This window comes from Luteibacter sp. CQ10 (assembly GCF_040900725.1).
Classification (GTDB): Bacteria; Pseudomonadota; Gammaproteobacteria; order Xanthomonadales; family Rhodanobacteraceae; genus Luteibacter.
In genome coordinates this window covers 1,640,390-1,664,257 of sequence record NZ_JAEUYM010000001.1, presented here as the reverse complement: position 1 = coordinate 1,664,257, position 23,868 = coordinate 1,640,390, and the positions used below count along the sequence as shown (strand labels likewise).

The window sequence follows — 23,868 nt, the reverse complement described above, 5'->3', positions numbered from 1 at the left end:
TCCTTTTCCGGAGAGCCCCGATGACCCCGTCGGCATCGCCGTCCACGACGGCCCGCGAGCCCGCCCGTTGCGCCTGGGCGGGCAGCGATCCCCTCTATGGGCACTACCACGACACCGAATGGGGCGTGCCCTTGCACGACTCCCGGATGCTCTGGGAACAGTTGATGCTCGAAGGCTTCCAGGCCGGTTTGTCGTGGATCACGATCCTGCGCAAGCGCGATGCTTTCCGCAAGGCGTTCAAGGGCTTCGATCCGGTCAAGGTGGCGCGCTTCGGGGAAAACGACGTGCTTCGCCTGCTGGACGACGCGGGCATCGTGCGCTCGCGCGCGAAGATCGAGGCCACCATCCAGGGTGCGCGCATCTACCAGGCGATGGCGGCCGCCGGCGAGGACTTCGACGGGTATTGCTGGTCGTTCACCGGGGGCAAGGTCATCCGTGGCAACGGACGCGACGTGCCGGCGCAGACGCCGTTGTCGGTCACGATCTCCAAGGACATGAAAAAGCGTGGCTTCAAATTCGTTGGGCCGACCATCGTCTACGCGTGGATGCAGGCGGTAGGTATCGTCGACGACCATCTCCACGGCTGCTTCAGGCGTCGGGGGGCGTAATGCACGAGGTGTTCTCCGAGGCCGATCACGCCTTCATGGCCCGAGCCCTGGCGCTGGCCGAGCATGCGCGCGATGCCGAGGGCGAGGTGCCGGTAGGCGCCGTGCTGGTGATGGACGGGCGGGTCGTCGGCGAGGGATGGAATCGCAGCATCACCCTCAACGATCCCACCGCCCATGCCGAAATCCTGGCGCTTCGCGCGGCGGGGCAGGCGGTATCGAATTACCGCTTTCCCGGTTCCACGCTCTACGTGACGCTCGAGCCTTGCACGATGTGCGCCATGGCGATGATCCATGCGCGCGTAGGCCGCGTGGTGTATGGGGCTACGGATCCCAAGACCGGTGCGGCCGGCAGCGTGTTCGACACGCTGGTGTCGCCGAAGCACAACCATCGCGTGGAAACGGTCGGCGGTCTGCAGGCCGAGGCGGCGGGCGACATGCTGCGGCGGTTTTTCCGCGAACGGCGCTGAGCGGTCGAATCAGCCGGCGTAGGGGGCGAGCGCTTCGGCGACGCCCCGGTCGATCTTGAGGCCGATCAGCGGATCGGCGCGAGTGACGCCCCGATTGACCGAGGCGATGGGCAAGCCCCGGCGCGAGGCCTCCAGCACGAAGCGGTAGCCGGAATAGACCATGAGCGACGAGCCCACCACGAGCATGGCGTCGGCGCGCTCCAGGTGCGCCCAGGCGGTGTCGACGCGGGCACGGGGCACGTTTTCGCCGAAGAACACCACGTCGGGCTTGAGGATGCCGCCGCAGACCAGGCAATCGGGGATATGGAACGTGGAGAAATCCACGCCGTCGAGGTCGGCGTCGCCATCGGGCGCGATGGTGGCCCGCAGGGCGAGCCAGTCGGGGTTGGATGCCTCGAGGCGGGCCTGCATCGCATCGCGGGTGGAGAGGTCGCCGCATTGCATGCAGCGCACGCGATCGAGCCGACCGTGGAGATCCACCACGTTGAGGCTGCCGGCCTTTTCATGGAGGCCGTCGACGTTCTGGGTGAGCAGCAGTTCGATGCGGCCGGCACGTTCCAGTGCCGCGAGCGCCCGGTGGGCGATGTTGGGGTCCACGCCGGCGAAGTGCCGCCAGCCGATCATGCCGCGGGCCCAGTAGCGGGCTCGTGCCGGCGGCCCGCTCATGAACGACTGCAACGTCATCGGCGGGCTGCGCTTCCATTCGCCGTTGCCGTCCCGGTAATCCGGTATGCCCGAGTCGGTGCTGATGCCCGCGCCGGTGATCACGAACAGGCGCGGGTGCGCGTCGAGGTAGGCGCGCAGCGGGTCGATGGCGAGGGTGGAAGCGGGCTGGTTCACGTCGGTGCACTATATCCGATGCGTGTCGACGTGCGCCCGGAGAACGTCGAGCACGCGGCCCGCGTCGTGGCCGAAGCGGCGCACGGCGTTGTCCAGCCATTCGCTGCGTCCGTGCGCCAGTCCGTGTTCCAGCGTGAGGCCGGTTCGCGCCAGTTCGGTGGCCTCGGCCATGCCGAGCACGCCGGATACCCGGTGGAGCCACGCCTGGAGTTCGGCCACGCCGCTCTCGGCCAGCAAGGCATCGAGGGAGTGGATGTCCCGCTTGAGCGCGCCCTCCAGCGCGTCGACCACGTGTTGCAGGGGTTCGTCGCCGCCGAGCGTCTTGCGCAGCGCGGCGACGTCGATGTCGATGCTTCGCGGCGGCAGGCTGAATTCGAGTTCCGCGATGAGGTGACGCCGCCGGCGCTCGTCGGTTTCGTCGTGCAAGGTGCCGCCGAGGGCGCCGAGCAGGGTGGAGGCTTCCGCCAGCATCGCGGCGTCGGAGGACGGACCGTCGTCGCCAAAGACGGTGACGGTGAAATGGACCAGCTGGCTGCTGGTGTCGTCGCCGACCACGTCGACGTGCATGCTGACCTTCTTCTCGCTCGCGCGCCGCAGCGCGAGGTCGAGGATCCGGGCCAGCACGATGCCGAGCGGACCGAACGGGCCGCGCAGGTCGGTGGCGAGCGCGGGATCGACGTCGAGGGTCAGCACGGTATCCATGCGTCGCGCCTGCGGCGAGAAACGCCGGCCGATCCGGTGCAGCAGGTCGGGCAGGGAGGATGCGCGATGAACGCGCGCGCGCCGCTCGCCGTGGATGCGTATGCACGTGGAGTGAAAGGCGTACAGGCGCGGCGGCAGTGACATGATCCATGCACGTATGTTCAACTCGATGCCTCGCGCGGTCGGCCGAACGCTGTCACGGTGCGAAATGGACCTGTCTTGGAGAAGGGATTACTCATGGTTTATCGCGTCATCCTGGCCGACGATCATCCCGTCGTGCTGAAAGGACTCACCCTGGCGCTGACGAAAGATCGCCTCGCCGAGGTGGTGGGAGAGGCGCAGTCGCCCCATGCTCTGCTCGCCCTGCTGGAAGACGTACCCTGCGACGCGCTCGTGACCGACTTCAGCATGCCGGGCGCCGAGGGCGATGGCCTGGAGCTGCTTTCCGAGGTGAGGCGACGACACCCGTCGTTGCCCGTGATGGTCATCACCACGGTGATCAATCCGGCCCTCTATCGCGAGATGCTGGCCACGGGCGTGACGGCGCTGGTAGGCAAGGCGGGGGATGCGCGGGAAATCCCGGAGGCCTTCATGTGCATGATGTCGCAAAGCGTTTACCTCGGTTCGTCGGTACGTGAGCTGATGGGCCGCCCGTCGCGCGCCAGCGCCCGTGCGGGGCTCTGGGGCACGCTGACGGCCCTGTCGCCCCGCGAGCTGGAAGTGCTGCAGTTGTTCGCCTCGGGCCGCAACGTGTCGGAGATCGCCCGGGCGACCGGGCGGGGGCTGTCGACCGTGAGCCAGCAGAAGACCAATGCCATGCGCAAACTGGGGTTGGGTTCGGACACGGAGATCTACGAATACGTCGACTATCTCCATCTCGGGAGATCCTCCGACCGGGGCGCACCACGATAGCCGTCGATGGCGTCCCAGGACATGGAAGAAATCTCAAATCCTTGTGGGTCTTGCACGCACGGTTGACGTTGCAGTCAGGCGAGCGACCTACAATGCGTCGGTCGCGTGCCATGGGGCACGCTCGAGGAGAGCGCATCGGTGAGTACGAAAATCAGCCCGCTGGCGGGCAAGCCGGCGACGGACGGCAAGCTCGTGGACCTTGGTGCCCTGGTGGCGGCGTACGTGGACCTGCGGCCTGATCCCTCCGTGCCCGAGCAGCGCGTTGCCTTCGGTACCTCGGGGCATCGCGGCTCGTCGTTCGAGCGGTCGTTCAACGAATGGCACGTGCTGGCCGTGGCCCAGGCGATCTGCGACTACCGTAAGCAGGCCGGCGTGGATGGCCCCGTATACGTCGGCATCGACACGCACGCCCTCTCCCAGCCGGCCTTCGAAAGCACGCTGGAGGTGCTGGCGGCCAACGGCGTGGACACCTTCGTCTCCGCCGATGGCGAATACACCCCCACGCCGGCCGTGTCGCACGCGATCCTGGTCCACAACCGTGGCCGGGAGCAGGGCAAGGCCGACGGCATCGTCATCACGCCCTCGCACAACCCGCCGGACAGCGGCGGCATCAAGTACAACCCGCCCCATGGCGGCCCGGCCGACACCGACGCCACCTCGTGGATCGCGAAGCGCGCCAACGACCTGATCGAGGGTGGGCTTCGCGAGGTGAAGCGGATGCCGTTCGCGCAGGCGTTGAAGGCGTCGACGACGCGGTCCTTCGACTTCCTGCAGCTTTACGTGGGCGACCTCGGCGACGCGCTCGACCTGGAGATCGTGCGCGCCAACGGCGTGCGCATGGGCGTGGACCCGCTGGGTGGCGCGGGCGTGCATTACTGGAGCGCCATCGGCGAGCGGTACGGTCTCAATCTCACCGTGGTGAGCGAGGTGGTCGACAAGTCCTTCGCTTTCATGTCGCTGGACTGGGACGGCAAGGTCCGCATGGATCCCTCGTCGTCGTACGCGATGCAGCGCCTTATCGGCCTGAAGGACGACTACGACGTCGCTTTCGCCTGCGACACCGACCACGACCGGCACGGCGTCGTGGCGCCCAGCGCGGGCCTGATGCCCGCCAACCATTACCTGGCCGCCGCGGCGTGGTACCTGTTCCAGAACCGCCCGGGATGGCGGCCGGACGCCGCCATCGGCAAGACGGCGGTGAGCACGGGCCTGCTCGATCGCATCGCGGCGCACCTGGGCCGTCCCCTGCGGGAGGTGCCGGTGGGTTTCAAGTACTTCGTATCGGGCCTGTACGACGGGAGCCTCGGTTTCGGGTGCGAGGAGAGCGCCGGCGCGTCGTTCCTCGCCAAGGACGGCTCGCCCTGGTCCACCGATAAGGACGGCCTCGTGGCGGCGCTGCTCGCCGGCGAGATGACGGCGCGCATGGGACGCGACCCGGGCGAGGTCTATCGCGAGATCACGGCGAAGCTCGGCGACCCCGCCAACGCCCGCATCGATGCGCCCGCCAACCACGCGCAGAAGCAGAAGCTTTCGAAGCTGACGCCGGAGCAGGTCGCCTCGAAGACCCTGGCGGGCGACCCGGTCGTCGAGGTGATCAACCAGGCCGGCGGCCAGCCCATCGGGGGCATCAAGGTGATGTCCGAACACGGCTGGTTCGCGGCGCGTCCCTCGGGCACGGAAGACATCTACAAGATCTACGGCGAGAGCTTCCGTGGCAAGGAACACCTCGAACGGGTGCTCGCCGAGGCGCAAACCATGGTGGACGCGGCGTTGGGCTGATCCCCATCGCGGGCAGGGTCCGCCCCCTCCTGCCTGCCGGAGGGGGCGGACCCTGCCCGTGATTCCTGCGGAGCTTTGCCTGCCGGTACCATGGGCGCCTGCCTATCGAGTCATGTCCCCATGTCTTCCCCCGACACCCCACCCATCCGCGTCCTCGTCGGATCGCGCAATCCCGTCAAGATCGGTGCCGTGCGCAACGCCCTGGCGCCTCTTTTCCCAGGCCGGCTGGTCGAATGCGAAGGCATGCAGGCCCCTTCGGGCGTGCCCGACCAGCCGATGACCGCGGCCGAGACGCGCGAAGGTGCGCTCAATCGCATGAATTTCTGCCGCCAGCATCGCGAGGCGGATTTCCACGTGGCGCTGGAAGGCGGCGTGGACGTGACCGTCGACGGCCCCGGCACCTTCGGCTATGTCGCGATCGCCCATCGCGAACAGGTGTCGGTGGGCTGCAGCGCATGGCTTCCGTTGCCGCCGGCGGTCTACGAGGCCTTGCTCGACGGCGAGGAACTGGGCCACGTCATGGACCGCCTGTTCGGCACGGTGAACATCAAGCAGCAGGGTGGGGCGATCGGCCTGGTGACCAACGGACACGCCACCCGCGAAAGCGCCTATGCGCAGGCGCTGGTGCTCGCGATGGCACCGTTCCTGCATCCGGAACTCTACGGCGTCGAGGCGCCGTGACGTGACGCGGGAGCGTGATGCGCGCTCCCGCATCCCTTCGGTCAGCGCATGCCGCCCGCGGCGAGAAGCAGTTCGCCGGAGAGCCAACGCGCGTCGTCGGAGGCCAGGAAGGTCACCACCGAAGCGATGTCGTCCGGCTGGCCGATACGGCCGAGCGGCGTCTTTTCGATCATGGTTTTCTCGAAATCCGATGCCGCTTCCGTGCCGGTGAATCCGGCCGTGTCGGTGCCTTCGGTCCGGACCATGCCGGGATTGACCGAGTTGACGCGGATGCCGCGCGGGCCGAGTTCCTGCGACAACACGCCGGTGATGGCGTCGAGCGCGCCCTTGGTGGCGGTGTAGACGAGGCTGGCCGCCGGCGTGAGGCGCGTGACGCCCGAGCCGATGTTGACGATGCTGCCGCCTTCGCGTAGGTGCTTCGAGGCGGCCTGGGTCACGTAGATCGCGCCCCGCACGTTGACGTCGAAGATGCGCTCGTAGTGGGTGTCGTCGATGTCGTCCAGCGGGCGGAACTCGTACACGCCCGAATTGTTCACCACGACGTCCAGACGTCCAAACGCCTTGACGGCCGCCTCCACCAACGCTTCGGCCTCGGCTTTCTTGGAGACGTCGCCGCCCACGGCGATGGCCTTGCCGCCGGCGGCCTCGATATCGGCCACCACCTTGTCGGCGCCGGCCTTGCTCGACGCGTAGTTGACCACCACCGAAGCGCCCGAGGCGGCCAGCGAGCGGGCGATCGCCGCGCCGATGCCCTTGGACGCGCCGGTGACCACGGCGACCTTGTTCTGCAGCTTGCTCATGATTCGTTCCTGTTGGCTGTGGGGTCCGACCTCGGTCGGACGGATGCCCTCAAGGGCATGAGCCAAGGCATGGGGCTGGTGATGCCCGGGAGTCATACCTCGCCATTCACAACATCTTTGAGCCACGATCACGAGTGAAATGATCGAGGTCGCTTGAAAGTGGGTGGGACCGCCTTATTCAATGGGGAGCCCCGCGGCGGCAACGCCGTCATTCTCCTATCGCTTCGCTGGAACCTTCCGCATGTCCACATCGAGCCCCCTCGAACCGGTCGACACCTTCGACTACGTCATTTTCGGCGCCACCGGCGACCTCACGATGCGCAAGCTGCTGCCCGCGCTCTTCCGCCGTTTCGCCGATGGCCAGGTGCCTGCCGATTCACGCATCGTGGGAACGGCGCGCTCGCCGCTCGACGACGCGACCTACCGCGAGCGCGCGCGCAAGGCGCTCGACGAGCACGTGGGGCAGCAGGAGCGAAACGACGACATGGTGAACCGGTTTCTCGCCATGGTTCACTATGTCAGCCTCAACGGTGCGGACGAGAACGGCGACTGGGACGGCCTGCGTGACGTGCTCGGCGACGACGATCGCGTGCGCGTGTTCTATCTCGCCACGGCACCGGCGCTGTACGGCGACATCGCCCGCAACCTCGACGCCAAGGGGCTGCGCACCGACGCGTCGCGCATCGTGCTGGAGAAACCGATCGGCACCGACCTGGAGACGGCGCGTCGCGTGAACGAGGACGTGGGTCGCTACTTCCCCGAGAACAGCATCTTCCGCATCGACCACTACCTGGGCAAGGAAGCGGTGCAGAACATCATCGCCTTGCGCTTCGCCAATCCGATGCTCGAGCGGATGTGGGATCGCGAGTCCATCGAATACGTGCAGGTGACCGCGGCGGAAACCGTGGGCCTGGAGGGCCGTGGCGGTTATTACGACGGTTCGGGCGCCTTGCGCGACATGATCCAGAACCACCTGTTGCAGGTGCTGACGGTGGTGGCGATGGAGCGTCCGGCGTCACTCGACGCCGATGCGCTGCGCGACGAGAAGGTGCGCGTGCTGAAGTCGTTGAAACCGCTCGATCGCGACAACCTGCAAGCCAACGTGGCGCGCGGCCAGTACGTGGGCGGCACGAGCGGCGGCAAGGCCGTGCCGTCGTACAGCGACGAACTGGCCGGCGAGGCGCCGAGCAAGACGGAAACCTTCGTGGCACTCAAGGCCGAGATCGATACCCCGCGCTGGCGTGGCGTGCCGTTCTACCTTCGCTCGGGCAAGCGCATGCCGCGCAAGCTCACCGAGATCGTCGTGCAGTTCCGCGCCAGCGAGCCGGGGCTGTTCGGCGAAGCGCACCCCGGCAGCCGCCTGGTGATCCGCGTGCAGCCGGACGAGAGCGTGTCGCTGCCGCTGTTCGTCAAGCATGCCGGCACCGGATTCGCGCTGGAGGAGGCCGATGCGTCGTCGAAGCTCAGCCAGCGCTCGCGCGCGGGATTCCACGATTCCTACGAGGGCCTGCTGCTGGATGCGGTCAAGGGTAGCCCGGCATTGTTCGTGCGCAAGGACGAGACCGAGGCGGCGTGGGAATGGGTGACGCCGATCCTCGAGGGCTGGCGGCAGGACGCGTCGGGGCCGGATGCGTACGAGGCCGGTACCTGGGGACCGGCCTCGGCGCGGGAGCTACTGAAGCGGGAAGGGCATGCCTGGGTGGAGGATGCCGCCGCCTGACCGCCGTCATTCGCCGAGCGGCGACCTGGAGGTTCGCGAAAGCGCTTCGCTGACGCCCTCACTCCGTACCGATCGCTCGGCGACGATCGATTCGAGCAGTTCGACCACGCGCTCGCCTTCACCGGCGAACGCGAGTTCCAGCGCGGTATAGCCGTTCAGTTCCTCGATCGGCGTGCCATGGATCCACTCCCATACGGCCTGCCGGTCAGGCTCGATGCGGTGGGCGAGGGTGGCGATGCGTCGCATGATGCCCTTGGCCATGGTCAGAAGCTGTGGCTGATGGCGAAGAAGAAACTGCGCGTGTGGTCGGCGTCGACCATCGGGCTGTCCTTGATGGCGTCCGGAAGCCGCGTGTAGCGCATGCCGCCGGCGACGTTCCAGCGCGGCGAAAGCCGGTAGGCCGCCGCCAGATCCAGGTAGGGCAGGTTGCCGCCGCCGGCGCGATACGCGGCGAGCCCGCTGCGCGCCGCTTCGTTCGCGCCGACGCCGTAGTAGTAATCGTCGAGCGCGCCGTTGCGGCGCATGACGCCGACCGTGGGCGTGAGCACGAGGTTGCCGCTGCGGATCGGATAGCCGTATCCCGCGTCGAGCTGCACACCACCGCCATGGCCGGTGAATTCCTTCTGTGCGCTCGCCTTGAGCACGCCCCAGTCGGCGCGGTAACGCCAGGCCACGCCGGCCATGCCGGAGATGTCGCGATCCGACAGGCGCTTGAGTCGCGCGTCGCTCGCGTCCTGGTGTCGAAAACGCTCGGTCATCGGCGACGCCACCAGCGACAGTTCGCTCGACGCCGTGGTGAACAGGCGATAGCCGAACGAGGCGCCGCGGAAGTAGAACGACTTGCCTTCGTAGTTGACCAGCGGCAACGGCCAGGCCTTGTTGTCGTAGCTGCGGTACGGGCTGGGGCTCCATGCGGCGGCGACGCCGAGCGACCAGCCGGGATGCCGCTCCGCATCCGATTGCGCGTGGACGGCGGATGCGCCGAGGCAGGCGAAGGCCACCGGCAGCAGGGCGCGGGAAAGAGAACACGTCATGTCAGGTAAGGCTCCGGGTGAGGGGGATCTCCACCGGAGCGGATCGGAGCGGATCATCCGTGGCGCACATTGCCTCAACATTGCGCTGGCGGTTCGGGCGAATGCGCGTGCTAGCATCGCTCGCCGTAGCGAGGTGGGGCACATGCGGATACTGCTGGTCGAAGATGAACCGGAGATGGCGGAAGCCTTGCGGGTCGGACTGCACAGGCACGGCATGCTGGTGGACATCGCTCCCGACGCGGCTCGCGCATGCGAGGCGTTGCAATGCCGGGTGCACGACTTGCTGTTGCTCGATCGCCAGTTGCCCGACGGCGACGGCGTGACCCTCATCGCCAAGGCACGCGCGTGCTCGGCGGATCTTCCCGTCATCGTGTTGACCGCTCGTGGTTCGTTGGCCGATCGCGTCGAGGGCCTGGATCTCGGCGCGGACGACTACCTCGCCAAGCCGTTCGCGCTGGAAGAACTGCTCGCGCGCATCCGGGCGATCTCCCGCCGGCCCGCGAAAGTGGTGTTGCCGACGGTGCAGGCGGGTCGCCTGCGATTCGATTTCGCCTCGCGCGAGGCCTACATCGACGGCGAATCGTTGCCGTTGCCGCGGCGGCAGGTGCTGTTGCTGGAGGCCCTGGTCTGTCGCCTCGGACGCACGGTGCAGCGCGACGTGTTGCTGGAAGCGGTCTACGGTTTCGACGATGCGATCCAGTCCAACGCGTTCGACGCGCACGTATCCAAGCTTCGCCGCGCGCTCGCGGATGCGGATGCGGGCGTCGAGATCCGCGCGATCCGCGGCATCGGTTACCTCCTGCGGGAAATGCCTCGTGGCGAAGGCTAGCCCTTCGCTCCGGATGCGGCTCGCCCTGCGGCTGGGCGTGTTGCACGTGGTGATCTTGGTGGTGGTGATCGCCGCCATCGTCTGGAGCATCAGCCCGCCGCGTACCTCGTTCGTCGATGCCAAGATCGCCGAAGCCATCGCCGATTCGCTGCATGCGGAGGGTGACGCACTCGCGCTTCGCCCCGATGCCGATCTGCGCCGGTTTCTCGAACACGGCCCACCGATATGGTTCGTGGCCGTCGACGAGCACGGGAGGCGGATTTCCTACGGGACCGTACCCGAGGTCTATCGGCCGCTGTCGCAGTCGCTGCGCGACCTCGAGGCGTCGGAGATCCACGCCAGCGGCTCGCCCGAGCGATTGACGATGCGCATCCACACGCAGGACACGGACGACGGTCGGCTGCACCTGATGGTCGGCGGGGGCCGCCTGCTGAATGTCGTGAATGCGTTCTACCTGATCACCTTGTGGCTGGGTTGGCGGATCGGCCTGCCGCTGGTGCTGGTGACGATGATCGCGGTGCCGTGGATCATCCACCGCTCGATGGCGGGCGTAGCCAAGGTGGCCAAGCAGGCCGAAGCCATCGACATCCGCGAGCGCGGCGTGCGGCTGGAGGATGCCGCCGTGCCCAGGGAGTTGCAGCCGCTGGTGCGGGCGTTCAACGAGGCCCTGGAGCGACTGGGTGAAGGCTATGAGGCACGCGATCGGTTCCTGGCCGACGCCGCGCACGAACTGCGCGCACCCATCGCCATCCTCGAGACGCGGCTGGAAAGCTTGCCTCCGGGTGACACGCGTACCCGCCTGTTGACCGACCTGGCGCGCCTGTCCAACCTCGCCGAACAGCTGCTCGACCTCCAGCGCCTGGGCAAGCAGGCCGCCGAACTGATACCGATCGACCTGGTGTCGCTCGCCCGCGAGGTCAGCGCCGACGTCGCGCCGCTGGTGCTCGATGCGGGCTATGAGCTGGCCATGGACGCGCCGGAGCGGCCGGTGCGGGTGATGGGCGATCGCCTTTCGTTGTCCCGCGCCTTCACGAACCTGTTCCAGAACGCCATCGTCCACGCGGGCGGACGTGGGCTGATCCACGTGCGGGTCACGGAGGAAGGCGCCTTCCAGATCACCGACGAGGGCCCCGGTATCCCGCCCGAGCAGCGCGAGCAGGTGTTCACGCCGTTCTACCGCCTCAAGCCCAGCAGCGTGGGCACCGGTCTGGGCCTGCACCTGGTCCAGGAGATCGTCGCACGGCACGGCGGGCACATCGGCGTGCTGGATGCGCCGGGCGGCGGCGCGCGGTTCGTGGTCCAGCTGCGTCTGGCACCCCACTGAGGGATTGCATCTGGCGCGGCGGGCCGCATTATCTGGGGAGTTTCCCGTTCCCTCCGGAGAGCCTCATGTCCACGTATGGCAAGACCCCCGAAGCCCTTGCGAAGCTCACGCCCGAGCAGTTCCGCGTGACCCAGGAAAACGCCACGGAACGGCCGTTCCACAACGCGTTCCACGACAAGAAGGACGCCGGCCTGTACGTCGACATCGTCTCGGGCGAGCCGCTTTTCACCTCGCTGGACAAGTTCGACAGCGGTTGCGGCTGGCCGAGCTTCACCAAGCCGCTGGAGAGCGAAAACGTGAAGGAGCTCCATGACGGCACCCACGGCATGATCCGTACCGAGGTGCGCTCCACCCATGGCGACAGCCACCTGGGTCACGTCTTCCCGGACGGTCCGCGCGATCGCGGCGGCTTGCGTTACTGCATCAACTCCGCCTCGCTGCGCTTCATCCCGGTGGCCGACCTGGAGAAGGAAGGCTACGGCGAATACGCGAAGCTGTTCGGAGGTGCCGCATGAGCGAGAAAGCCATCCTGGCCGGCGGCTGCTTCTGGGGCATGCAGGACCTCATCCGCAAGCAGCCGGGCGTCATCGCCACCCGCGTGGGCTACACGGGCGGCGACGTGCCCAACGCCACCTACCGCAACCACGGCACGCACGCCGAGGCGATCGAGATCGAGTTCGATCCGGCGGTCACCAGCTACCGCAAGATGCTCGAGTTCTTCTTCCAGATCCACGACCCGAGCACGCTCAACCGCCAGGGCAACGATCTCGGCCTGAGCTACCGGTCGGCCATCTTCTACGTCGACGACGCGCAGAAGGCGGTGGCCGAAGACACCATCGCCGACGTGAACGCGTCGGGCCTGTGGCCGGGCAAGGTGGTCACCGAGGTCGCGGCGGCGGGTCCGTTCTGGGAGGCGGAGCCCGAGCACCAGGATTACCTGGAGAAGTACCCAAACGGCTACACCTGCCATTTCATCCGTCAGGACTGGGTGCTGCCGAAGCGATCGGCCTGAACGTCGTGGCGCCGGCTCTGGTATAAGAGCCGGCGTCGGGCGTGTCCTTACCCGGCCTGGGGAGGACATCGATGCAAGCTGCCGAAAACGATGCCGTGCCACGTTCGTCGTGGTTACGGCATCGCGCGTTTTGGGGCTGGCTGACGTTGCTGGTCGCGATCGCCTTGTTGCGTGCCACCAATCGTTACCTGATCGGCGTCGCCAGCCATGAGATCACGCCGTTCACGCCCAAACTGATCGAGGAGCTGACCGGCGCGCTCAGCTTCGGCGCCTGCCTGCCGCTGTTGTTCATGGCGCTGCGGCGCATGCGGCCGACGTTCGTCTCGCACCTGGGCCTGTTCGCCATCCTCTCGGTGGTGCAGAGCAGCCTGATGATGGCGTCCCGCCAGGGGGTGTTCCGCCTGGCGAACCTCGCGGACTATGCCTATCCGCCCAGCGTCTGGCGCTATCTCATGGAAGTGCCGACGCAACTCTTCTTCTACGTGGTGATCGCCTTCGGCCTGTGGCTGTTCGACCGCTACCGCGAGGGGCAGGCGCGCGAGTTGCGCGCGGTGCAACTGGAGTCGGCGCTCTCCGAGGCGAGGTTGGAGGCCCTCAGGCTGCAACTGAATCCGCACTTCCTCTTCAACACGCTCAACGCCGTGTCGGAACTGATGTACGACAGGCCGCGCGTGGCCGACGAGATGCTCTCGCGCATCGGCGAGCTGCTGCGCGCCACGTTGTCGGCCAGGGCGCAGGAGCATCCGCTGCTCGACGAGTGGCGCCTGTTGTCCCTTTACCTCGATATCCAGCGCGCCCGTTTCGGCGAGGGACTGGATGCCCGCGTGCGACACGACCCGTCGCTCGACGGGCTTCGCGTGCCCTTCCTCGTGTTGCAGCCGCTGGTGGAAAACGCCATCGAGCATGGCGGCTGCGGCGACGACCGGCGCGTGGACGTGGACGCGTCCCGTGAATCGGGGCGGATCACGGTGCGCGTGCGCGACTTCGGCGGCGGCACGCCGAGGACCGGCCATGGCATCGGGCTGGGCAACGTGGATGCGCGTCTGCGCCACCTCTACGGCGATGAGGCCGGCGTGCGTCTGGAGCCCGTGGAAGGCGGCGGCAGCCTCGTCACGCTATGGCTGCCCGCCCGCCCATGGGAGCCGGCATGAGCCTGCGCGCGGTGGTGATCGACGACGAGGCGCCGGCCCGGGCCAAACTGCGCCGCTATCTCGCCGCCAGCGACGGGCTGGCCTGGGTGGGGGAGGCACATGACGGTCCTGGCGCGGTCGGCCTGGTGCATCGCCTGCGGCCCGACGTGATGTTCCTCGACATCAGCATGCCGGGCATGGATGGATTCGCCGTGCTGCAGGCGCTGGGCGATCCGCTGCCTGCCGAGGTGGTGTTCGTCACGGCGCACGATGCCTACGCCGTGAAAGCGTTCGAGGTGCACGCGTTCGATTACCTGCTGAAGCCGGTGGGGCCGGAGCGTTTCGACGCGCTCGCGCGTCGCTTGCGCGATCGACTCGTGCCGGCACGAGCCACGGAGGCGAAGGTGGACGGCCTGCTCGGCGGTTTGCCCGTGCCTACCCATTACCTCGAGCGGCTGCTGCTGCCGGTGGCGGACGCGGCCGAACTGGTGAGGGTGGAGCGCGTCGACCGGATCGTTTCCGATCGTAACTACCTCCAGGTGTACGTGGAGGGCAGGGCGCATCGCCTGCGTGGCACGCTGGACACGATGCTGGCCCGGTTGCATCCGTCGCATTTCGTGCGTGTGAACCGTTCGACCATCGTGCGGCTGGATGCCATTCGCGAGGTGCAGCCGTGGCCTGAGGGCGAGCGGCGATTGTTGCTGGCGGACGGCGCGCGGGTGACGTGGACGAAGCGGTATCTGGACGAGGCTTCGTCGAGCCTGGGTTTGTCGTCTCCGTAGGATTCGCCGATACGATCGGCTCCCACCCCTTCGGTAGCGAGTTCCCTACCGAAGGGGTGGGAGCCGATCGTATCGGCGAATGGCCTGGACGGAGATACGTCCCTGCCCGGGCCCCCTTCGTCCCACCCGAAGCGCACCAGGCCCCTCCACCTCCGCAGACTTTCTCCATCCAACGGAGAAACCCGCAATGGCAAAGAAAACCCTGATCGTGGCCGGCGTGATGATGGTGCTTGGCGTCGGTGCCTGGGTGACGGCCCGACCCGACCGGCTGCTGCGCACGGGCGCGGGTGTCGCCGCCCACCACGTGTGTTCGATGACCTTCGTCGGCCGCCAGGATCCGCGGACGACGTTCCGCGAACTCGTCGTGCCGATGATCGGCGACGTCGGCGGCAAGCTGCTCACACCCCACGTGCTGCGCGGTCGCGTGGAAGTGACCGGCCCGTTCGGTGGCCTGCTGGCCGCGGCCGATGACACGCCCGGTTACGGCTGCCGGCTGGACCTGCCGGGCAACCGGCCGCTGGTGGCCGACGCCACGCATCACGCACCGCGTGCGGATGGCTTCGCGCCGGAGCATCCCGTGTCGTCCGCCGATCCGCGCCTGTCGGCTGCCCTCGACCGCGTATTCGCCGAGCATGCCGAGGGTTCGCCCAAGCGCGTCAAGGCCGTGGTCGTCGTGAAGGATGGCCGCGTGGTGGCCGAACGTTATGCGCCCGGCGTGGACGAACACACGCCGCTGATCAGTTTCTCGGTGGCGAAATCGTTCACCAATGCGTTCATCGGCGTGCTGGCTCGCCAGGGCAAGGTGGACGTGAAGGCGCCGCTCGGCGCCCCGGAGTGGCGCGACGGGCGATCCGCGATCACGGTGGAGAACCTCATGCGCATGAGCAGCGGCGTGGATGCCGACGAATCGGAATCGGCCTTCAGTTTCGTCGCGAAGATGGAATTCCTGCACGCCGACATGGCCGGTTTCGCCGCCGCGCAGCCGGCGAAGGAGGCTCCTGGCACGCGCTGGGAATACACCTCTGCCGACACGCTGCTGCTCGACCGCAAGATCGGCGATATCGTCGGCGGCGGACCGGCGGGGATGCGCGACTTCGCCCGGCGAGAGTTGTTCGACAAGCTCGGCATGGGCGACGTCACCATGGAATTCGACGGGCAGGGCACCTTCGTCGGCTCGACCTACGTCTACGCCACGGCGCGCGATTACGCCCGCCTGGGACAGTTGTACCTGCACGATGGCGTGGCGCCGGACGGTACGCGCCTGCTGCCCGAGGGCTGGGTCGACTGGTCACGCACGTCGACCCTGGGCTCCCCTTACGGCGCGGGCTTCTGGACCAACGACGGGCCGAGCGACGTGGCGAAGATGCGCGTGGACGGCGGGTTTCCGAAAGACGGCTTCTTCGCCAGCGGCGTGATGGGCCAGCGGATCTACGTGGTGCCGTCGCAAGGCATCGTCGTGACGCGCTTCGGGTATTCGGCGCCGCCGACGTACGGGATCGAGGACGACGTCGGGTTGATCGCGGCGGCGATCGAGGCGTATCGGCGATAACCGATGGCATCGCCGTAGGCACCGGCGCAGGCCGGTGCCTACGGCGAGACGCCAGGTCAGGCGACGGGGCTTTCGATCTTCAATCCAGGCACGTTCAACAGATCTTCCATGCGATCGATCACCGCCAACGCCCCCACGCCGTAGATATCGAGCGACTTGCGATACCCGTAGCTCACCATCACGAAGGCGACGCCCGCATCCTTGGCCGACAGCACGTCGCTCTCCGAATCGCCCACCATCAGCACCTCGTCCAGCGGCGCGCCGGCCTTCTCGGCGAGATACGTCAACGGCACGCCGCTGGGTTTGCGCTGCGGCAGCGTATTGCCGCCCACGATGTCGTCGACGTACGCAAGCATGCCCCGTGCATCGAGCAGGGGGCGCACGAACTCCTCGTTCTTGTTCGTGCACACGGCCACTTTCACGCCGCGCGCATGCAGCGCCTTCAACGTATCGACCACGCCCTCGTAGGCAATGCCGTCGAGCGCCGTTTCGGCGTAATGCTCGAGGAATCCGGGCATCACGTCGTCGATGTCCGCATCGCTGCCGGCATCCTCGAACGCGTAGGTGATCAGCTGGCGCGAGCCTTCGCCCACCCAGCCGGTGATCGTCGCCACGTCGTAGGTGGGCAGCTTCCAGTCGCTGAGCGTGCGGTTCACCGCCTCGGCGATATCGGCCGCGCTGTCCACGAGGGTGCCGTCGAGGTCGAAGATGACCAGGGAAAAAGCCATGGGGAAACTCCGGAAGGAACGTCGATGATTCTAACGAGGCCGCAGGCCCTGCCTGAGCAGCGCGACGGCGTGCCGCGCGATGTCGGCGGGCGTGACGTGACCGCGGATGGGATCGCCCTTCCAGCGTCGCGACGCCGTCATGGGCAGTACGGTGAGGCTGAGCACCGTACCCAGGAGCAGGGCCGGGTCGAGTTCGGGGTTGAGCTTGCCGTCCGCCTGCCATCGGCGGATGGTCTCGATCAGCCGCGCGGGCCGCCCGTCGTCGCCCATGCGCCGGCGGATGTGGTCCTTGAACACGTGGCTGTCGCTGAGCATCTCGCCGAAGATCACCGGGCCGACCCAGGCGTGCTCGGCGGCCAGCTCGATGAAACGCTGGGCCAATTCGGTGAACGCTTCGACGGGATCGTCGGCGTGGGTCTCGAAGATGCCGTCGATGCGTTGCCGCATGGGCTGGATGTGTTCGTCGTAGATCACGTCGAACAGTTGCTCGCGGGTCTTGAAGTAGTAGTGCACCGCGGCCGGCGTCATGCCGGCCTCGCGGGCGATGGAGGCGAGGGTGGTTTCGGCATAGCCCTGGTAGGCGAACAGGCGCAGCGCGATGTCGATCAGGCGCTGGCGCTGGTCGGGGCCGTCGGGCTGGGCGGGCGGACGGCCGGGGCGCCGTCCGCGTCGGGGAGTGGGGGCGGACACGAGGTCTCCAGCGGTACTTATCCGGTACATGGATAGCATGGCGGGCGGCACATTGACGATGCCCTGCTGCGGACCATATATTAAATCACCCATTAATTAATTTCAGCGAGCCGCCGTGTCCACTCCTACGCCCGCGACCGCGACGCCGTCGCTACGCCTGCTTTTTCCAGCCCTGATGCTGGCCATGCTGCTGGCCGCGCTCGACCAGACCATCGTCTCCACCGCCTTGCCGACCATCGTCGGCGAGCTGGGGGGCTTCGACCAGCTCTCGTGGGTGGTCACGTCCTACCTGCTGACCTCCACGGTGGTCGTGCCGCTGTACGGCAAGTTCGGCGACCTCTACGGCCGCAAGGTGGTGTTACAGGTCGCCATCGGCATTTTCCTGGCCGGCTCCGTGCTCTGCGGCCTAGCGCAGGACATGACCCAGCTGATCCTCATGCGCGCGCTGCAGGGATTGGGCGGCGGCGGCCTGCTGGTGGTGACCATGGCCGCCATCGGCGACGTCATCCCGCCCGCCGAACGTGGGCGTTACCAGGGCCTGTTCGTCGGCACGTACGGTCTGGCGACGGTGATCGGACCGCTGCTCGGCGGATTCCTCGTCGATCACCTCTCGTGGCGCTGGATCTTCTACGTGAACCTGCCGCTCGGCGTGATCTCGCTCCTGGTGATCGCCACGGCCTTCCATCCCCACGTGCGCCACGTGAAGCACCGCATCGACTACTGGGGCGCCGGGTGGCTCACGCTCGCGCTGAGCTGCCTCATCCTGTTCACCACCGAGGGCGGCACGGTGTTGCCTTGGTCGTCGCCGCAGTTGTGGTTCATCCTCGGCTTCGCCGTGGTGGGGGCGGTCGGTTTCGTCTACGAGGAGAGCGTGGCGGAAGAACCCATCATTCCGTTGGGGTTGTTCCGCCATCGCACCTTCCTGCTCAGTTGCCTCATCGGTCTGTTCGTCGGCGCGGCCTTGTTCGGCTCCACCACGTTCCTGCCGCTGTACCTGCAGGTGGTCAAGGGCGTGTCGCCCACGGGAGCGGGCTTGCAGTTGCTGCCGCTGATGGGCGGCGTGCTGGTGAGTTCCATGGTGAGCGGGCGCGTGATCAGCCGCATCGGCCGCTATCGCATGTTTCCCATCGCGGGCACGTTCATCGCCACGATCGCGCTGCTGCTGCTCGGCACGCTGCGCGACGACACGCCGCTGGCCGTGATCTACGCCTACGCGGCGCTGCTCGGGCTCGGCCTGGGCATGGTGATGCAGGTGCTGATCCTGGCCACGCAGAACAGCGTGGACATGCGCCTGCTCGGCGTGGCCACGTCCGGCGTGACGCTGTTCCGTTCCATCGGCGGCTCGCTGGGGGTGTCGGTGTTCGGGGCGATCTTCAGCGACGGGCTGGCCTCTCGGTTGGACGGGGCGGCCACGCAAGGGCCGCATGGCATGGGGCCCGATGCGTTGAACAAGCTTCCCCCGGCGGAGCACACGGCCTACGTTCACGCCTTCGGCTCGTCGCTGCATACGGTCTACCACGTGGCCGCCGCCGTGATCGCCATCGCCTTCGTGCTGGCCTGGGGCATGCGCGACGTGCCGCTGCGTGGCGCGAAGGGCTGACGAAAGCGGCGGTGGCAAGAGGCGAAAGCCGGCGACCAGGGCTCTAGGTTCCTGCGCACGCAGGGGCCCAGCGCGTGGCGATGGAGTTTCGCGAGGCGGTCATGCGGCTCTTGCGTACGCCTGCGGACAGCCACTGTCCGACGGCGTACGTGGCCTGAAGGGAAAACGACGCCAGCAAGCCGTTTCCCACGTTGGCACGTCCCATGCTGTAACACACGCATGGACATCGCCAAACCCTTCACCCCGATCCTTCGCCGGCCGAGAACCCTCTGGCTCGCCGGCGGCACCGCCGCCCTCGTCGTCGTGCTCGCCGCCTCCCTGGCCCTGGGCAAGGCCGCTCCGTCGGTCACCCGCTCCGACGTCTGGATCGGCACCGCCCAACGCGGCGAGATGAAGCGCGAGATCCGCGCCAACGGCACGCTCATACCGAGGCAGATTCGCTGGATCACGGCCGGTGCCACGGCCACGGTGCAGCAGGTGATCGTCGAGCCGGGCGCGCGGGTCGCGGCGGATACCGTGATCCTGCAACTGGTCAATCCCGAATTGCAGGCGAACTTCGAAAAGCAGAAGGCTGCCCTGGCCGGTGCCGAGGCCGCCGTGTCGGCGCAGCGCGCCTTGCTGCAGTCCCAGTTGCTCGATGCGCAGGCCATCCACACCCAGGCGGAATCCGACCTGCTCACGGCGGACATCAAGCGTATCGCCAACGAGCGCGCCTTCGACAAGGGAGCCTCCGCCGCCATCGAGGTCAAGCAGAGCCAGATCACCGTGGAGCAGGACCGCAAGCGCCTGGATATCCAGGCGCGGCGCGTGGCGGCCATCCGCAACAACATCGCCGCGCAGATGCGCTCGGAAGAAGCCAAGCGCGACGAGGCGGCCAGCGCGCTGGAGATCGCTCGGCAACAGCTGGCATCGATGAGCGTGCGCGCCGGCATCGACGGCATTCTCCAGCAGGTGGACGTCGAGCCCGGCCAGCAGATTGCCGCCGGCGCCAAGCTGGCGCGGGTCGCCCGGCCGAACGAACTCATCGCACGGCTGCAGGTGCCGGAGACCCTGGCCAGCAGCCTCACGCTCGACCTGCCCGTGGACGTGGACACGCGCAACGGCATGGCGCGCGGACGACTGATCCGCGTGGATCCCTCCGTGCGCAACGGTGGCGTCGCCGTCGACGTGGCCTTCGACAAACCGCTTCCCGCCGGCGCGAGGCCCGATCTCTCCGTGGACGGCCGGGTCGTGCTGGGTACGCTGCCTCACGTCGTGAACATCGGCCGCCCCTACGGCGCGGCACCGGATACCACGGGAAGCCTGTTCGTGGTGCATGCGGGCGAAGACACCGCCCATCGCGTGCCCGTCCGCTTCGGCGCCATGTCGAGCGACCGGGCCGTGGTGCTGGAAGGCCTGCACGCGGGCGACCAGGCCATCCTTTCGGATACCAGCCAGTGGAATGGCTATGACACCCTACGTTTACGCTGATATGGAGAACCGTCGCATGAACCATGAGCCGCTGATCCGCCTGGAAGGCCTGGGCAAGGTGTTTCACACCGACGAGGTGGAGACCCACGCCCTGTCCGGCGTGTCGCTGGACATCGCCGCGGGCGACTTCGTGGCGATCACCGGCCCCTCGGGTTGCGGCAAGTCCACGCTGCTGTCGATGCTGGGCCTGCTCGATTCGCCCTCGTCGGGCCGCTTCCTGCTCGACGGTGCCGACGTGGCGGGACTGGACCTGCGCAGCCAGGCCCAGGTGCGCAACGCGAAGATCGGTTTCATCTTCCAGGCCTTCAACCTCATCGCCGACCTCACGGTGGAGGAGAACGTCGCGCTGCCGCTGACCTTCCGCAGCGACTATCGTCGCGACGTGGCCCAACGCCGCGTGCGCGACGTGCTCGACCAGGTCGGCATGAGCCATCGCCATCGCCACTATCCGGGGCAGCTTTCGGGCGGCCAGCAGCAACGCGTCGCCGTGGCCCGCGCGCTGGTCGGCGAGCCGCGCATCCTGCTCGCCGACGAACCCTCGGGCAACCTCGATTCGCGCAACGGCGAGGCGGTGATGCAACTGCTCGAACAGCTCAACCGCGACGGCGCCACCCTGTGCATGGTCACCCACGATCCGGCATTCGCGCGTCGCGCCCACCGCGTGGTGCACATGCTCGACGGGCGCATCGTCGACGAAGACACCTTCGAACGGATGCGTGGGGAGGAAGACAAGGGCATCCCGCTGATGCACGAGGTTTCGCCGTGACCGCGACGTCGGTTGTCCTGGCTGAGCTTCGCCAGTCGTGGCGGGGCCTGCTGCGCCGTCCGGCCTTCCTCCTTTTGTCCGTATTCACCCTGGCGCTCGGTGTGGCGACGGTCACCGCCATGTTCTCGCTGCTCGACCAGGCGCTGCTCCGACCCCTGCCGTTTCCGCATCCGGACCGGCTCGTGACCATGGGGTCGTACATGAACGATCACGAATACAGTGCCGCACCTGCTTACTACGCACCGCTGAAGACCTCGTCGTCGATCGAATCCGCGGGAATGCTCGATGGCGGCCCGGTCAATGTGAACATCGCGCCGGGCGGTCGTCCCCAGGTAGCTGTTGCGATGCATGCCGATCGCGGCTTCTTCCAGACGCTGGGACTACCGATGGCCCTCGGTCGCAACTTCGACGAAGCGGAAAACCGCCCGCATGGCCCCTCCGCGGTGATTCTCACCCACGCCTTCTGGCTTTCGCACTTCGGCGCCGATCCCTCCGTGGTGGGCCGTGTGTTGCAGGTGGAGGGCAAGGGGATGCAGATCATCGGTGTCCTGCCCAGCCAATTCCGGTGGCCCTGGGGAATCGACATGGTGCTGTCGATGCAGCCGGACCTCGCTTCGAACGATATGTCCAACAATCAGTTGATCGTGGGGCGCCTGAAACCCGGCGCAACCGTCGCGGCGGCGGGGGCGGAGGTAGCGGGCAAGCTGGGGCCCTTGCTGCTTTCATCGGCCGACGACATGGCAAGGGCGAGGGAGGCGCTGCGTGTTCAGCCCCCGTCCGCCGAGCCCCTTCTCGTCAGCATCTTCACGAATCGGATCGGTGAAACCCTCTGGTTGTTTCTCGGTGCCGCCGCGTGCGTGCTACTGATCGCCGTCAGTAACCTTGCCAGCCTTATCCTGCTGCGTTCGTTGTCGCGCACGCATGCCAGCGCCGTACGCGCGGCGTTGGGTTCGTCCGGTGCCCGCCTTAGCCTGCCGGCGCTGGGCGAAGGACTGCTCATCGGCCTGCTCGGCGCGGTGTCGGGACTGATGCTCGCCTGGACGGGCCTGCGCTTGATCGGCAACGTCGTGCCGCCGGAGTGGTTGCGCGGTGAGCAAGTGAGCCTGACGGGAACGAGCGTGGTATTCGCGCTCGTCGCGGGGCTTGTCGCCGCGGGCGGTTCCACGGCGGTCGCCATGGTGCGCGGTCGTCGGCGCGACTGGCGCCGGGAACTCGTCGGCGGCGGCCGCGGCGGAATCAGCCGGGAGGACGGCCGGGCGAGTCGCATGCTGGTGATCGCGCAGGTCGCCCTGGCGGTAGTGCTGCTAGTGGGCGCGGCTTTATTCGTCCGCACGCTACATGAACTGGAATCGGTGCCCATGGGGTTCTCCAGCCGTAATGTCACCACCTTTACACTTTCGCCGGTGAAGCAGCGCTACGTCGGGATCGATAAGGTCACGGCATTGACCGTCCGGGTACTCGATCGATTGCGCCGCATGCCGGGGGTGGTGGAAGCCGGCGCCTCGAGCAACCTTCCCACCGCTTCGCAGATGAACTGGCCGATCGTGCTGCCCAACGGCTCCATCGTCAGTTCGCAGTACAGGATGACCAGCCCCGGGTTCCTCGAATCGGTCGGTGTGCCGCTGCTGAGGGGACGCGGCATCGCGACCACCGACGTGGCCGGTGCCGAGCCGGTCTGTCTGGTGAGCGAGGCGTTTGCTCGTAAGCATTTCGGTCAGGACGATCCGTTGGGCGGCAAGGTCATGCTGCGATTGGACGACACGAAGCAGATCGCACTGCGCATCGTGGGTGTGGTGGGTGATGTGCGCCAGGATGGTCCGGCTGAGCCCGCGCCGCCGATCTTCTATACGCCTCTCGCGCAGGTGCCGGAAGGCATCTGGTCCATGCTGAGCCAGTTCGGTCCGTTGAGCTTCGCCGTGCAATTGCATCCCGGCATGGAACTGAACGCGGGCGCGTTGCGGGATGCGATCAATGAAGTCGCAGTGGAACAGCCCATTTCCAACGTGCGCACGCTTGCGTCGGTGGTAGCGTCCACCACCGGCGCGCAGCGATTGAACCTGCTGCTCGTTGGCCTTTTCGCCAGCCTGGCCCTGCTGCTCGCCTCGGTAGGCCTGTATGCGGTGATGTCGGTGGCGGTCACGGCACATCGGCACGATTACGGCGTGCGCGCGGCCCTCGGCGCCACGCGTGACCGCTTGATGTTCACGGTGATCCGCTCGGCGGCGGCGCAGGTCGGTCTCGGCCTCGCCATTGGCCTCGCCGTGGCCATGGCCGTTTCGCGCCTGCTGGGAAGTTTCCTTTTCGGCATCAAGGCACTGGATCCGTTGGCCATCGGCTCGGTGCTCCTGGTGCTCGGTTCCTGTGGCCTGCTCGCGAGCCTGCCACCGGCCTGGCGTGCCGCGCGGGTGAAACCCATGCAGGCCCTGCGCGTGGATTGACCCATGC

General features: G+C 67.4%; 24 protein-coding genes. 17 read left to right on the top strand and 7 right to left on the bottom strand.

Annotated features, from left to right (window positions below):
- Positions 1–20 precede the first annotated feature (20 nt).
- On the top strand, positions 21–608 hold the full coding sequence (locus JNG39_RS07230) for a DNA-3-methyladenine glycosylase I (RefSeq protein ID WP_368310478.1): 588 nt from the start codon (positions 21–23) through the stop codon (positions 606–608).
- Positions 608–1,075: a tRNA adenosine(34) deaminase TadA gene (gene tadA / locus JNG39_RS07225; protein WP_368310477.1), complete on the top strand. Its 468-nt coding sequence runs from the start codon at positions 608–610 to the stop codon at positions 1,073–1,075. The genes JNG39_RS07230 and tadA overlap by 1 nt, the downstream gene beginning before the upstream one ends.
- A gap of 9 nt (positions 1,076–1,084) precedes the next feature.
- On the opposite strand, the gene JNG39_RS07220 is transcribed toward tadA, so the two are convergent.
- Together JNG39_RS07220 and JNG39_RS07215 are read right to left on the bottom strand one after the other, a co-directional pair.
- Positions 1,085–1,915 carry an NAD-dependent protein deacetylase gene (locus JNG39_RS07220; RefSeq protein ID WP_368310476.1) on the bottom strand — a complete coding sequence of 277 codons (831 nt, stop codon included), beginning with the start codon at positions 1,913–1,915 and terminating at the stop codon, positions 1,085–1,087.
- A 9-nt stretch (positions 1,916–1,924) separates the two neighbouring features.
- On the bottom strand, positions 1,925–2,761 hold the full coding sequence (locus tag JNG39_RS07215; protein ID WP_368310475.1) for a hypothetical protein: 837 nt from the start codon (positions 2,759–2,761) through the stop codon (positions 1,925–1,927).
- Positions 2,762–2,854: 93 nt separating this feature from the next.
- On the opposite strand from JNG39_RS07215, the gene JNG39_RS07210 reads away from it, so the two are divergent.
- The 3 genes from JNG39_RS07210 (at position 2,855) to yjjX (ending at position 5,989) form a co-directional block, all read left to right on the top strand.
- A complete protein-coding gene (locus JNG39_RS07210; protein ID WP_368310474.1) occupies positions 2,855–3,529 on the top strand; it encodes a response regulator in 675 nt (224 codons plus the stop codon).
- 138 nt (positions 3,530–3,667) lie between these two features.
- Entirely contained in the window at positions 3,668–5,308 is a 1,641-nt protein-coding gene (gene pgm, locus JNG39_RS07205) for a phosphoglucomutase (alpha-D-glucose-1,6-bisphosphate-dependent) (protein ID WP_368310473.1), read from the top strand.
- A gap of 120 nt (positions 5,309–5,428) precedes the next feature.
- Positions 5,429–5,989 (top strand): inosine/xanthosine triphosphatase, encoded by a 561-nt coding sequence (gene yjjX, locus JNG39_RS07200; RefSeq protein ID WP_368310472.1) that lies wholly within the window; start codon positions 5,429–5,431, stop codon positions 5,987–5,989.
- Between the two features lie 41 nt (positions 5,990–6,030).
- Here yjjX and JNG39_RS07195 read toward each other — a convergent pair whose 3' ends face one another.
- Positions 6,031–6,789, bottom strand: coding sequence for a glucose 1-dehydrogenase (locus JNG39_RS07195; RefSeq protein WP_368310471.1), 759 nt, complete (start codon positions 6,787–6,789; stop codon positions 6,031–6,033).
- Between the two features lie 241 nt (positions 6,790–7,030).
- Between JNG39_RS07195 and zwf the strand changes: the two genes are divergently transcribed.
- The gene (gene zwf / locus JNG39_RS07190) at positions 7,031–8,509 is read left to right on the top strand and encodes a glucose-6-phosphate dehydrogenase (RefSeq protein ID WP_368310470.1); all 1,479 of its coding nucleotides are present in this window, start codon (positions 7,031–7,033) and stop codon (positions 8,507–8,509) included.
- 6 nt (positions 8,510–8,515) lie between these two features.
- On the opposite strand, the gene JNG39_RS07185 is transcribed toward zwf, so the two are convergent.
- The gene (locus JNG39_RS07185; protein ID WP_368310469.1) at positions 8,516–8,770 is read right to left on the bottom strand and encodes a hypothetical protein; all 255 of its coding nucleotides are present in this window, start codon (positions 8,768–8,770) and stop codon (positions 8,516–8,518) included.
- Positions 8,771–8,772: 2 nt separating this feature from the next.
- Positions 8,773–9,543, bottom strand: coding sequence for a MipA/OmpV family protein (locus JNG39_RS07180; RefSeq protein ID WP_368310468.1), 771 nt, complete (start codon positions 9,541–9,543; stop codon positions 8,773–8,775).
- A 142-nt stretch (positions 9,544–9,685) separates the two neighbouring features.
- On the opposite strand from JNG39_RS07180, the gene JNG39_RS07175 reads away from it, so the two are divergent.
- From JNG39_RS07175 to JNG39_RS07145, 7 genes are all read left to right on the top strand, one after another.
- Positions 9,686–10,372 carry a response regulator transcription factor gene (locus JNG39_RS07175; protein WP_368310467.1) on the top strand — a complete coding sequence of 229 codons (687 nt, stop codon included), beginning with the start codon at positions 9,686–9,688 and terminating at the stop codon, positions 10,370–10,372.
- Positions 10,359–11,696: a sensor histidine kinase gene (locus JNG39_RS07170; RefSeq protein ID WP_368310466.1), complete on the top strand. Its 1,338-nt coding sequence runs from the start codon at positions 10,359–10,361 to the stop codon at positions 11,694–11,696. The genes JNG39_RS07175 and JNG39_RS07170 overlap by 14 nt, the downstream gene beginning before the upstream one ends.
- A gap of 65 nt (positions 11,697–11,761) precedes the next feature.
- A complete protein-coding gene (msrB, locus tag JNG39_RS07165) occupies positions 11,762–12,211 on the top strand; it encodes a peptide-methionine (R)-S-oxide reductase MsrB (protein ID WP_368310465.1) in 450 nt (149 codons plus the stop codon).
- Positions 12,208–12,708, top strand: coding sequence for a peptide-methionine (S)-S-oxide reductase MsrA (gene msrA / locus JNG39_RS07160; RefSeq protein ID WP_368310464.1), 501 nt, complete (start codon positions 12,208–12,210; stop codon positions 12,706–12,708). The genes msrB and msrA overlap by 4 nt, the downstream gene beginning before the upstream one ends.
- Before the next feature lie 71 nt (positions 12,709–12,779).
- Positions 12,780–13,859 carry a sensor histidine kinase gene (locus JNG39_RS07155; protein WP_368310463.1) on the top strand — a complete coding sequence of 360 codons (1,080 nt, stop codon included), beginning with the start codon at positions 12,780–12,782 and terminating at the stop codon, positions 13,857–13,859.
- Positions 13,856–14,620, top strand: coding sequence for a LytR/AlgR family response regulator transcription factor (locus tag JNG39_RS07150; RefSeq protein WP_368310462.1), 765 nt, complete (start codon positions 13,856–13,858; stop codon positions 14,618–14,620). Before JNG39_RS07155 ends, JNG39_RS07150 begins: the two co-directional genes overlap by 4 nt.
- Positions 14,621–14,807: 187 nt before the next feature.
- A complete protein-coding gene (locus tag JNG39_RS07145) occupies positions 14,808–16,169 on the top strand; it encodes a serine hydrolase domain-containing protein (protein WP_368310461.1) in 1,362 nt (453 codons plus the stop codon).
- Between the two features lie 56 nt (positions 16,170–16,225).
- On the opposite strand, the gene JNG39_RS07140 is transcribed toward JNG39_RS07145, so the two are convergent.
- Both JNG39_RS07140 and JNG39_RS07135 read right to left on the bottom strand, forming a co-directional pair.
- Positions 16,226–16,897 (bottom strand): HAD-IA family hydrolase, encoded by a 672-nt coding sequence (locus JNG39_RS07140; protein ID WP_368310460.1) that lies wholly within the window; start codon positions 16,895–16,897, stop codon positions 16,226–16,228.
- Between the two features lie 30 nt (positions 16,898–16,927).
- A complete protein-coding gene (locus tag JNG39_RS07135) occupies positions 16,928–17,587 on the bottom strand; it encodes a TetR/AcrR family transcriptional regulator (protein ID WP_368310459.1) in 660 nt (219 codons plus the stop codon).
- A 115-nt stretch (positions 17,588–17,702) separates the two neighbouring features.
- Here JNG39_RS07135 and JNG39_RS07130 point away from each other — a divergent pair, with 115 nt between their 5' ends.
- The 4 genes from JNG39_RS07130 to JNG39_RS07115 all read left to right on the top strand — a co-directional run bounded on the left by JNG39_RS07130 (position 17,703) and on the right by JNG39_RS07115 (position 23,861).
- Positions 17,703–19,187, top strand: a complete 1,485-nt coding sequence (locus tag JNG39_RS07130) for an MDR family MFS transporter (RefSeq protein ID WP_368310458.1) — start codon at positions 17,703–17,705, stop codon at positions 19,185–19,187.
- Between the two features lie 219 nt (positions 19,188–19,406).
- On the top strand, positions 19,407–20,657 hold the full coding sequence (locus JNG39_RS07125; protein ID WP_368310457.1) for an efflux RND transporter periplasmic adaptor subunit: 1,251 nt from the start codon (positions 19,407–19,409) through the stop codon (positions 20,655–20,657).
- Between the two features lie 16 nt (positions 20,658–20,673).
- On the top strand, positions 20,674–21,423 hold the full coding sequence (locus JNG39_RS07120) for an ABC transporter ATP-binding protein (RefSeq protein ID WP_368310456.1): 750 nt from the start codon (positions 20,674–20,676) through the stop codon (positions 21,421–21,423).
- Positions 21,420–23,861, top strand: a complete 2,442-nt coding sequence (locus tag JNG39_RS07115; RefSeq protein WP_368310455.1) for an ADOP family duplicated permease — start codon at positions 21,420–21,422, stop codon at positions 23,859–23,861. The genes JNG39_RS07120 and JNG39_RS07115 overlap by 4 nt, the downstream gene beginning before the upstream one ends.
- Positions 23,862–23,868: the final 7 nt, after the last annotated feature.

Excerpts from the sequence above, each read along its gene's own strand:
- JNG39_RS07230 (WP_368310478.1), top strand. The coding sequence starts at position 21 with ATGACCCCGTCGGCATCGCCGTCCACGACGGCCCGCGAGCCCGCCCGT.
- tadA (WP_368310477.1), top strand. The coding sequence starts at position 608 with ATGCACGAGGTGTTCTCCGAGGCCGATCACGCCTTCATGGCCCGAGCC.
- JNG39_RS07215 (WP_368310475.1), bottom strand. The coding sequence starts at position 2,761 with ATGTCACTGCCGCCGCGCCTGTACGCCTTTCACTCCACGTGCATACGC.
- JNG39_RS07210 (WP_368310474.1), top strand. The coding sequence starts at position 2,855 with ATGGTTTATCGCGTCATCCTGGCCGACGATCATCCCGTCGTGCTGAAA.
- yjjX (WP_368310472.1), top strand. The coding sequence starts at position 5,429 with ATGTCTTCCCCCGACACCCCACCCATCCGCGTCCTCGTCGGATCGCGC.
- JNG39_RS07195 (WP_368310471.1), bottom strand. The coding sequence starts at position 6,789 with ATGAGCAAGCTGCAGAACAAGGTCGCCGTGGTCACCGGCGCGTCCAAG.
- zwf (WP_368310470.1), top strand. The coding sequence starts at position 7,031 with ATGTCCACATCGAGCCCCCTCGAACCGGTCGACACCTTCGACTACGTC.
- JNG39_RS07185 (WP_368310469.1), bottom strand. The coding sequence starts at position 8,770 with ATGGCCAAGGGCATCATGCGACGCATCGCCACCCTCGCCCACCGCATC.
- JNG39_RS07180 (WP_368310468.1), bottom strand. The coding sequence starts at position 9,543 with ATGACGTGTTCTCTTTCCCGCGCCCTGCTGCCGGTGGCCTTCGCCTGC.
- JNG39_RS07175 (WP_368310467.1), top strand. The coding sequence starts at position 9,686 with ATGCGGATACTGCTGGTCGAAGATGAACCGGAGATGGCGGAAGCCTTG.
- msrB (WP_368310465.1), top strand. The coding sequence starts at position 11,762 with ATGTCCACGTATGGCAAGACCCCCGAAGCCCTTGCGAAGCTCACGCCC.
- msrA (WP_368310464.1), top strand. The coding sequence starts at position 12,208 with ATGAGCGAGAAAGCCATCCTGGCCGGCGGCTGCTTCTGGGGCATGCAG.
- JNG39_RS07155 (WP_368310463.1), top strand. The coding sequence starts at position 12,780 with ATGCAAGCTGCCGAAAACGATGCCGTGCCACGTTCGTCGTGGTTACGG.
- JNG39_RS07150 (WP_368310462.1), top strand. The coding sequence starts at position 13,856 with ATGAGCCTGCGCGCGGTGGTGATCGACGACGAGGCGCCGGCCCGGGCC.
- JNG39_RS07145 (WP_368310461.1), top strand. The coding sequence starts at position 14,808 with ATGGCAAAGAAAACCCTGATCGTGGCCGGCGTGATGATGGTGCTTGGC.
- JNG39_RS07140 (WP_368310460.1), bottom strand. The coding sequence starts at position 16,897 with ATGGCTTTTTCCCTGGTCATCTTCGACCTCGACGGCACCCTCGTGGAC.
- JNG39_RS07125 (WP_368310457.1), top strand. The coding sequence starts at position 19,407 with ATGGACATCGCCAAACCCTTCACCCCGATCCTTCGCCGGCCGAGAACC.
- JNG39_RS07120 (WP_368310456.1), top strand. The coding sequence starts at position 20,674 with ATGAACCATGAGCCGCTGATCCGCCTGGAAGGCCTGGGCAAGGTGTTT.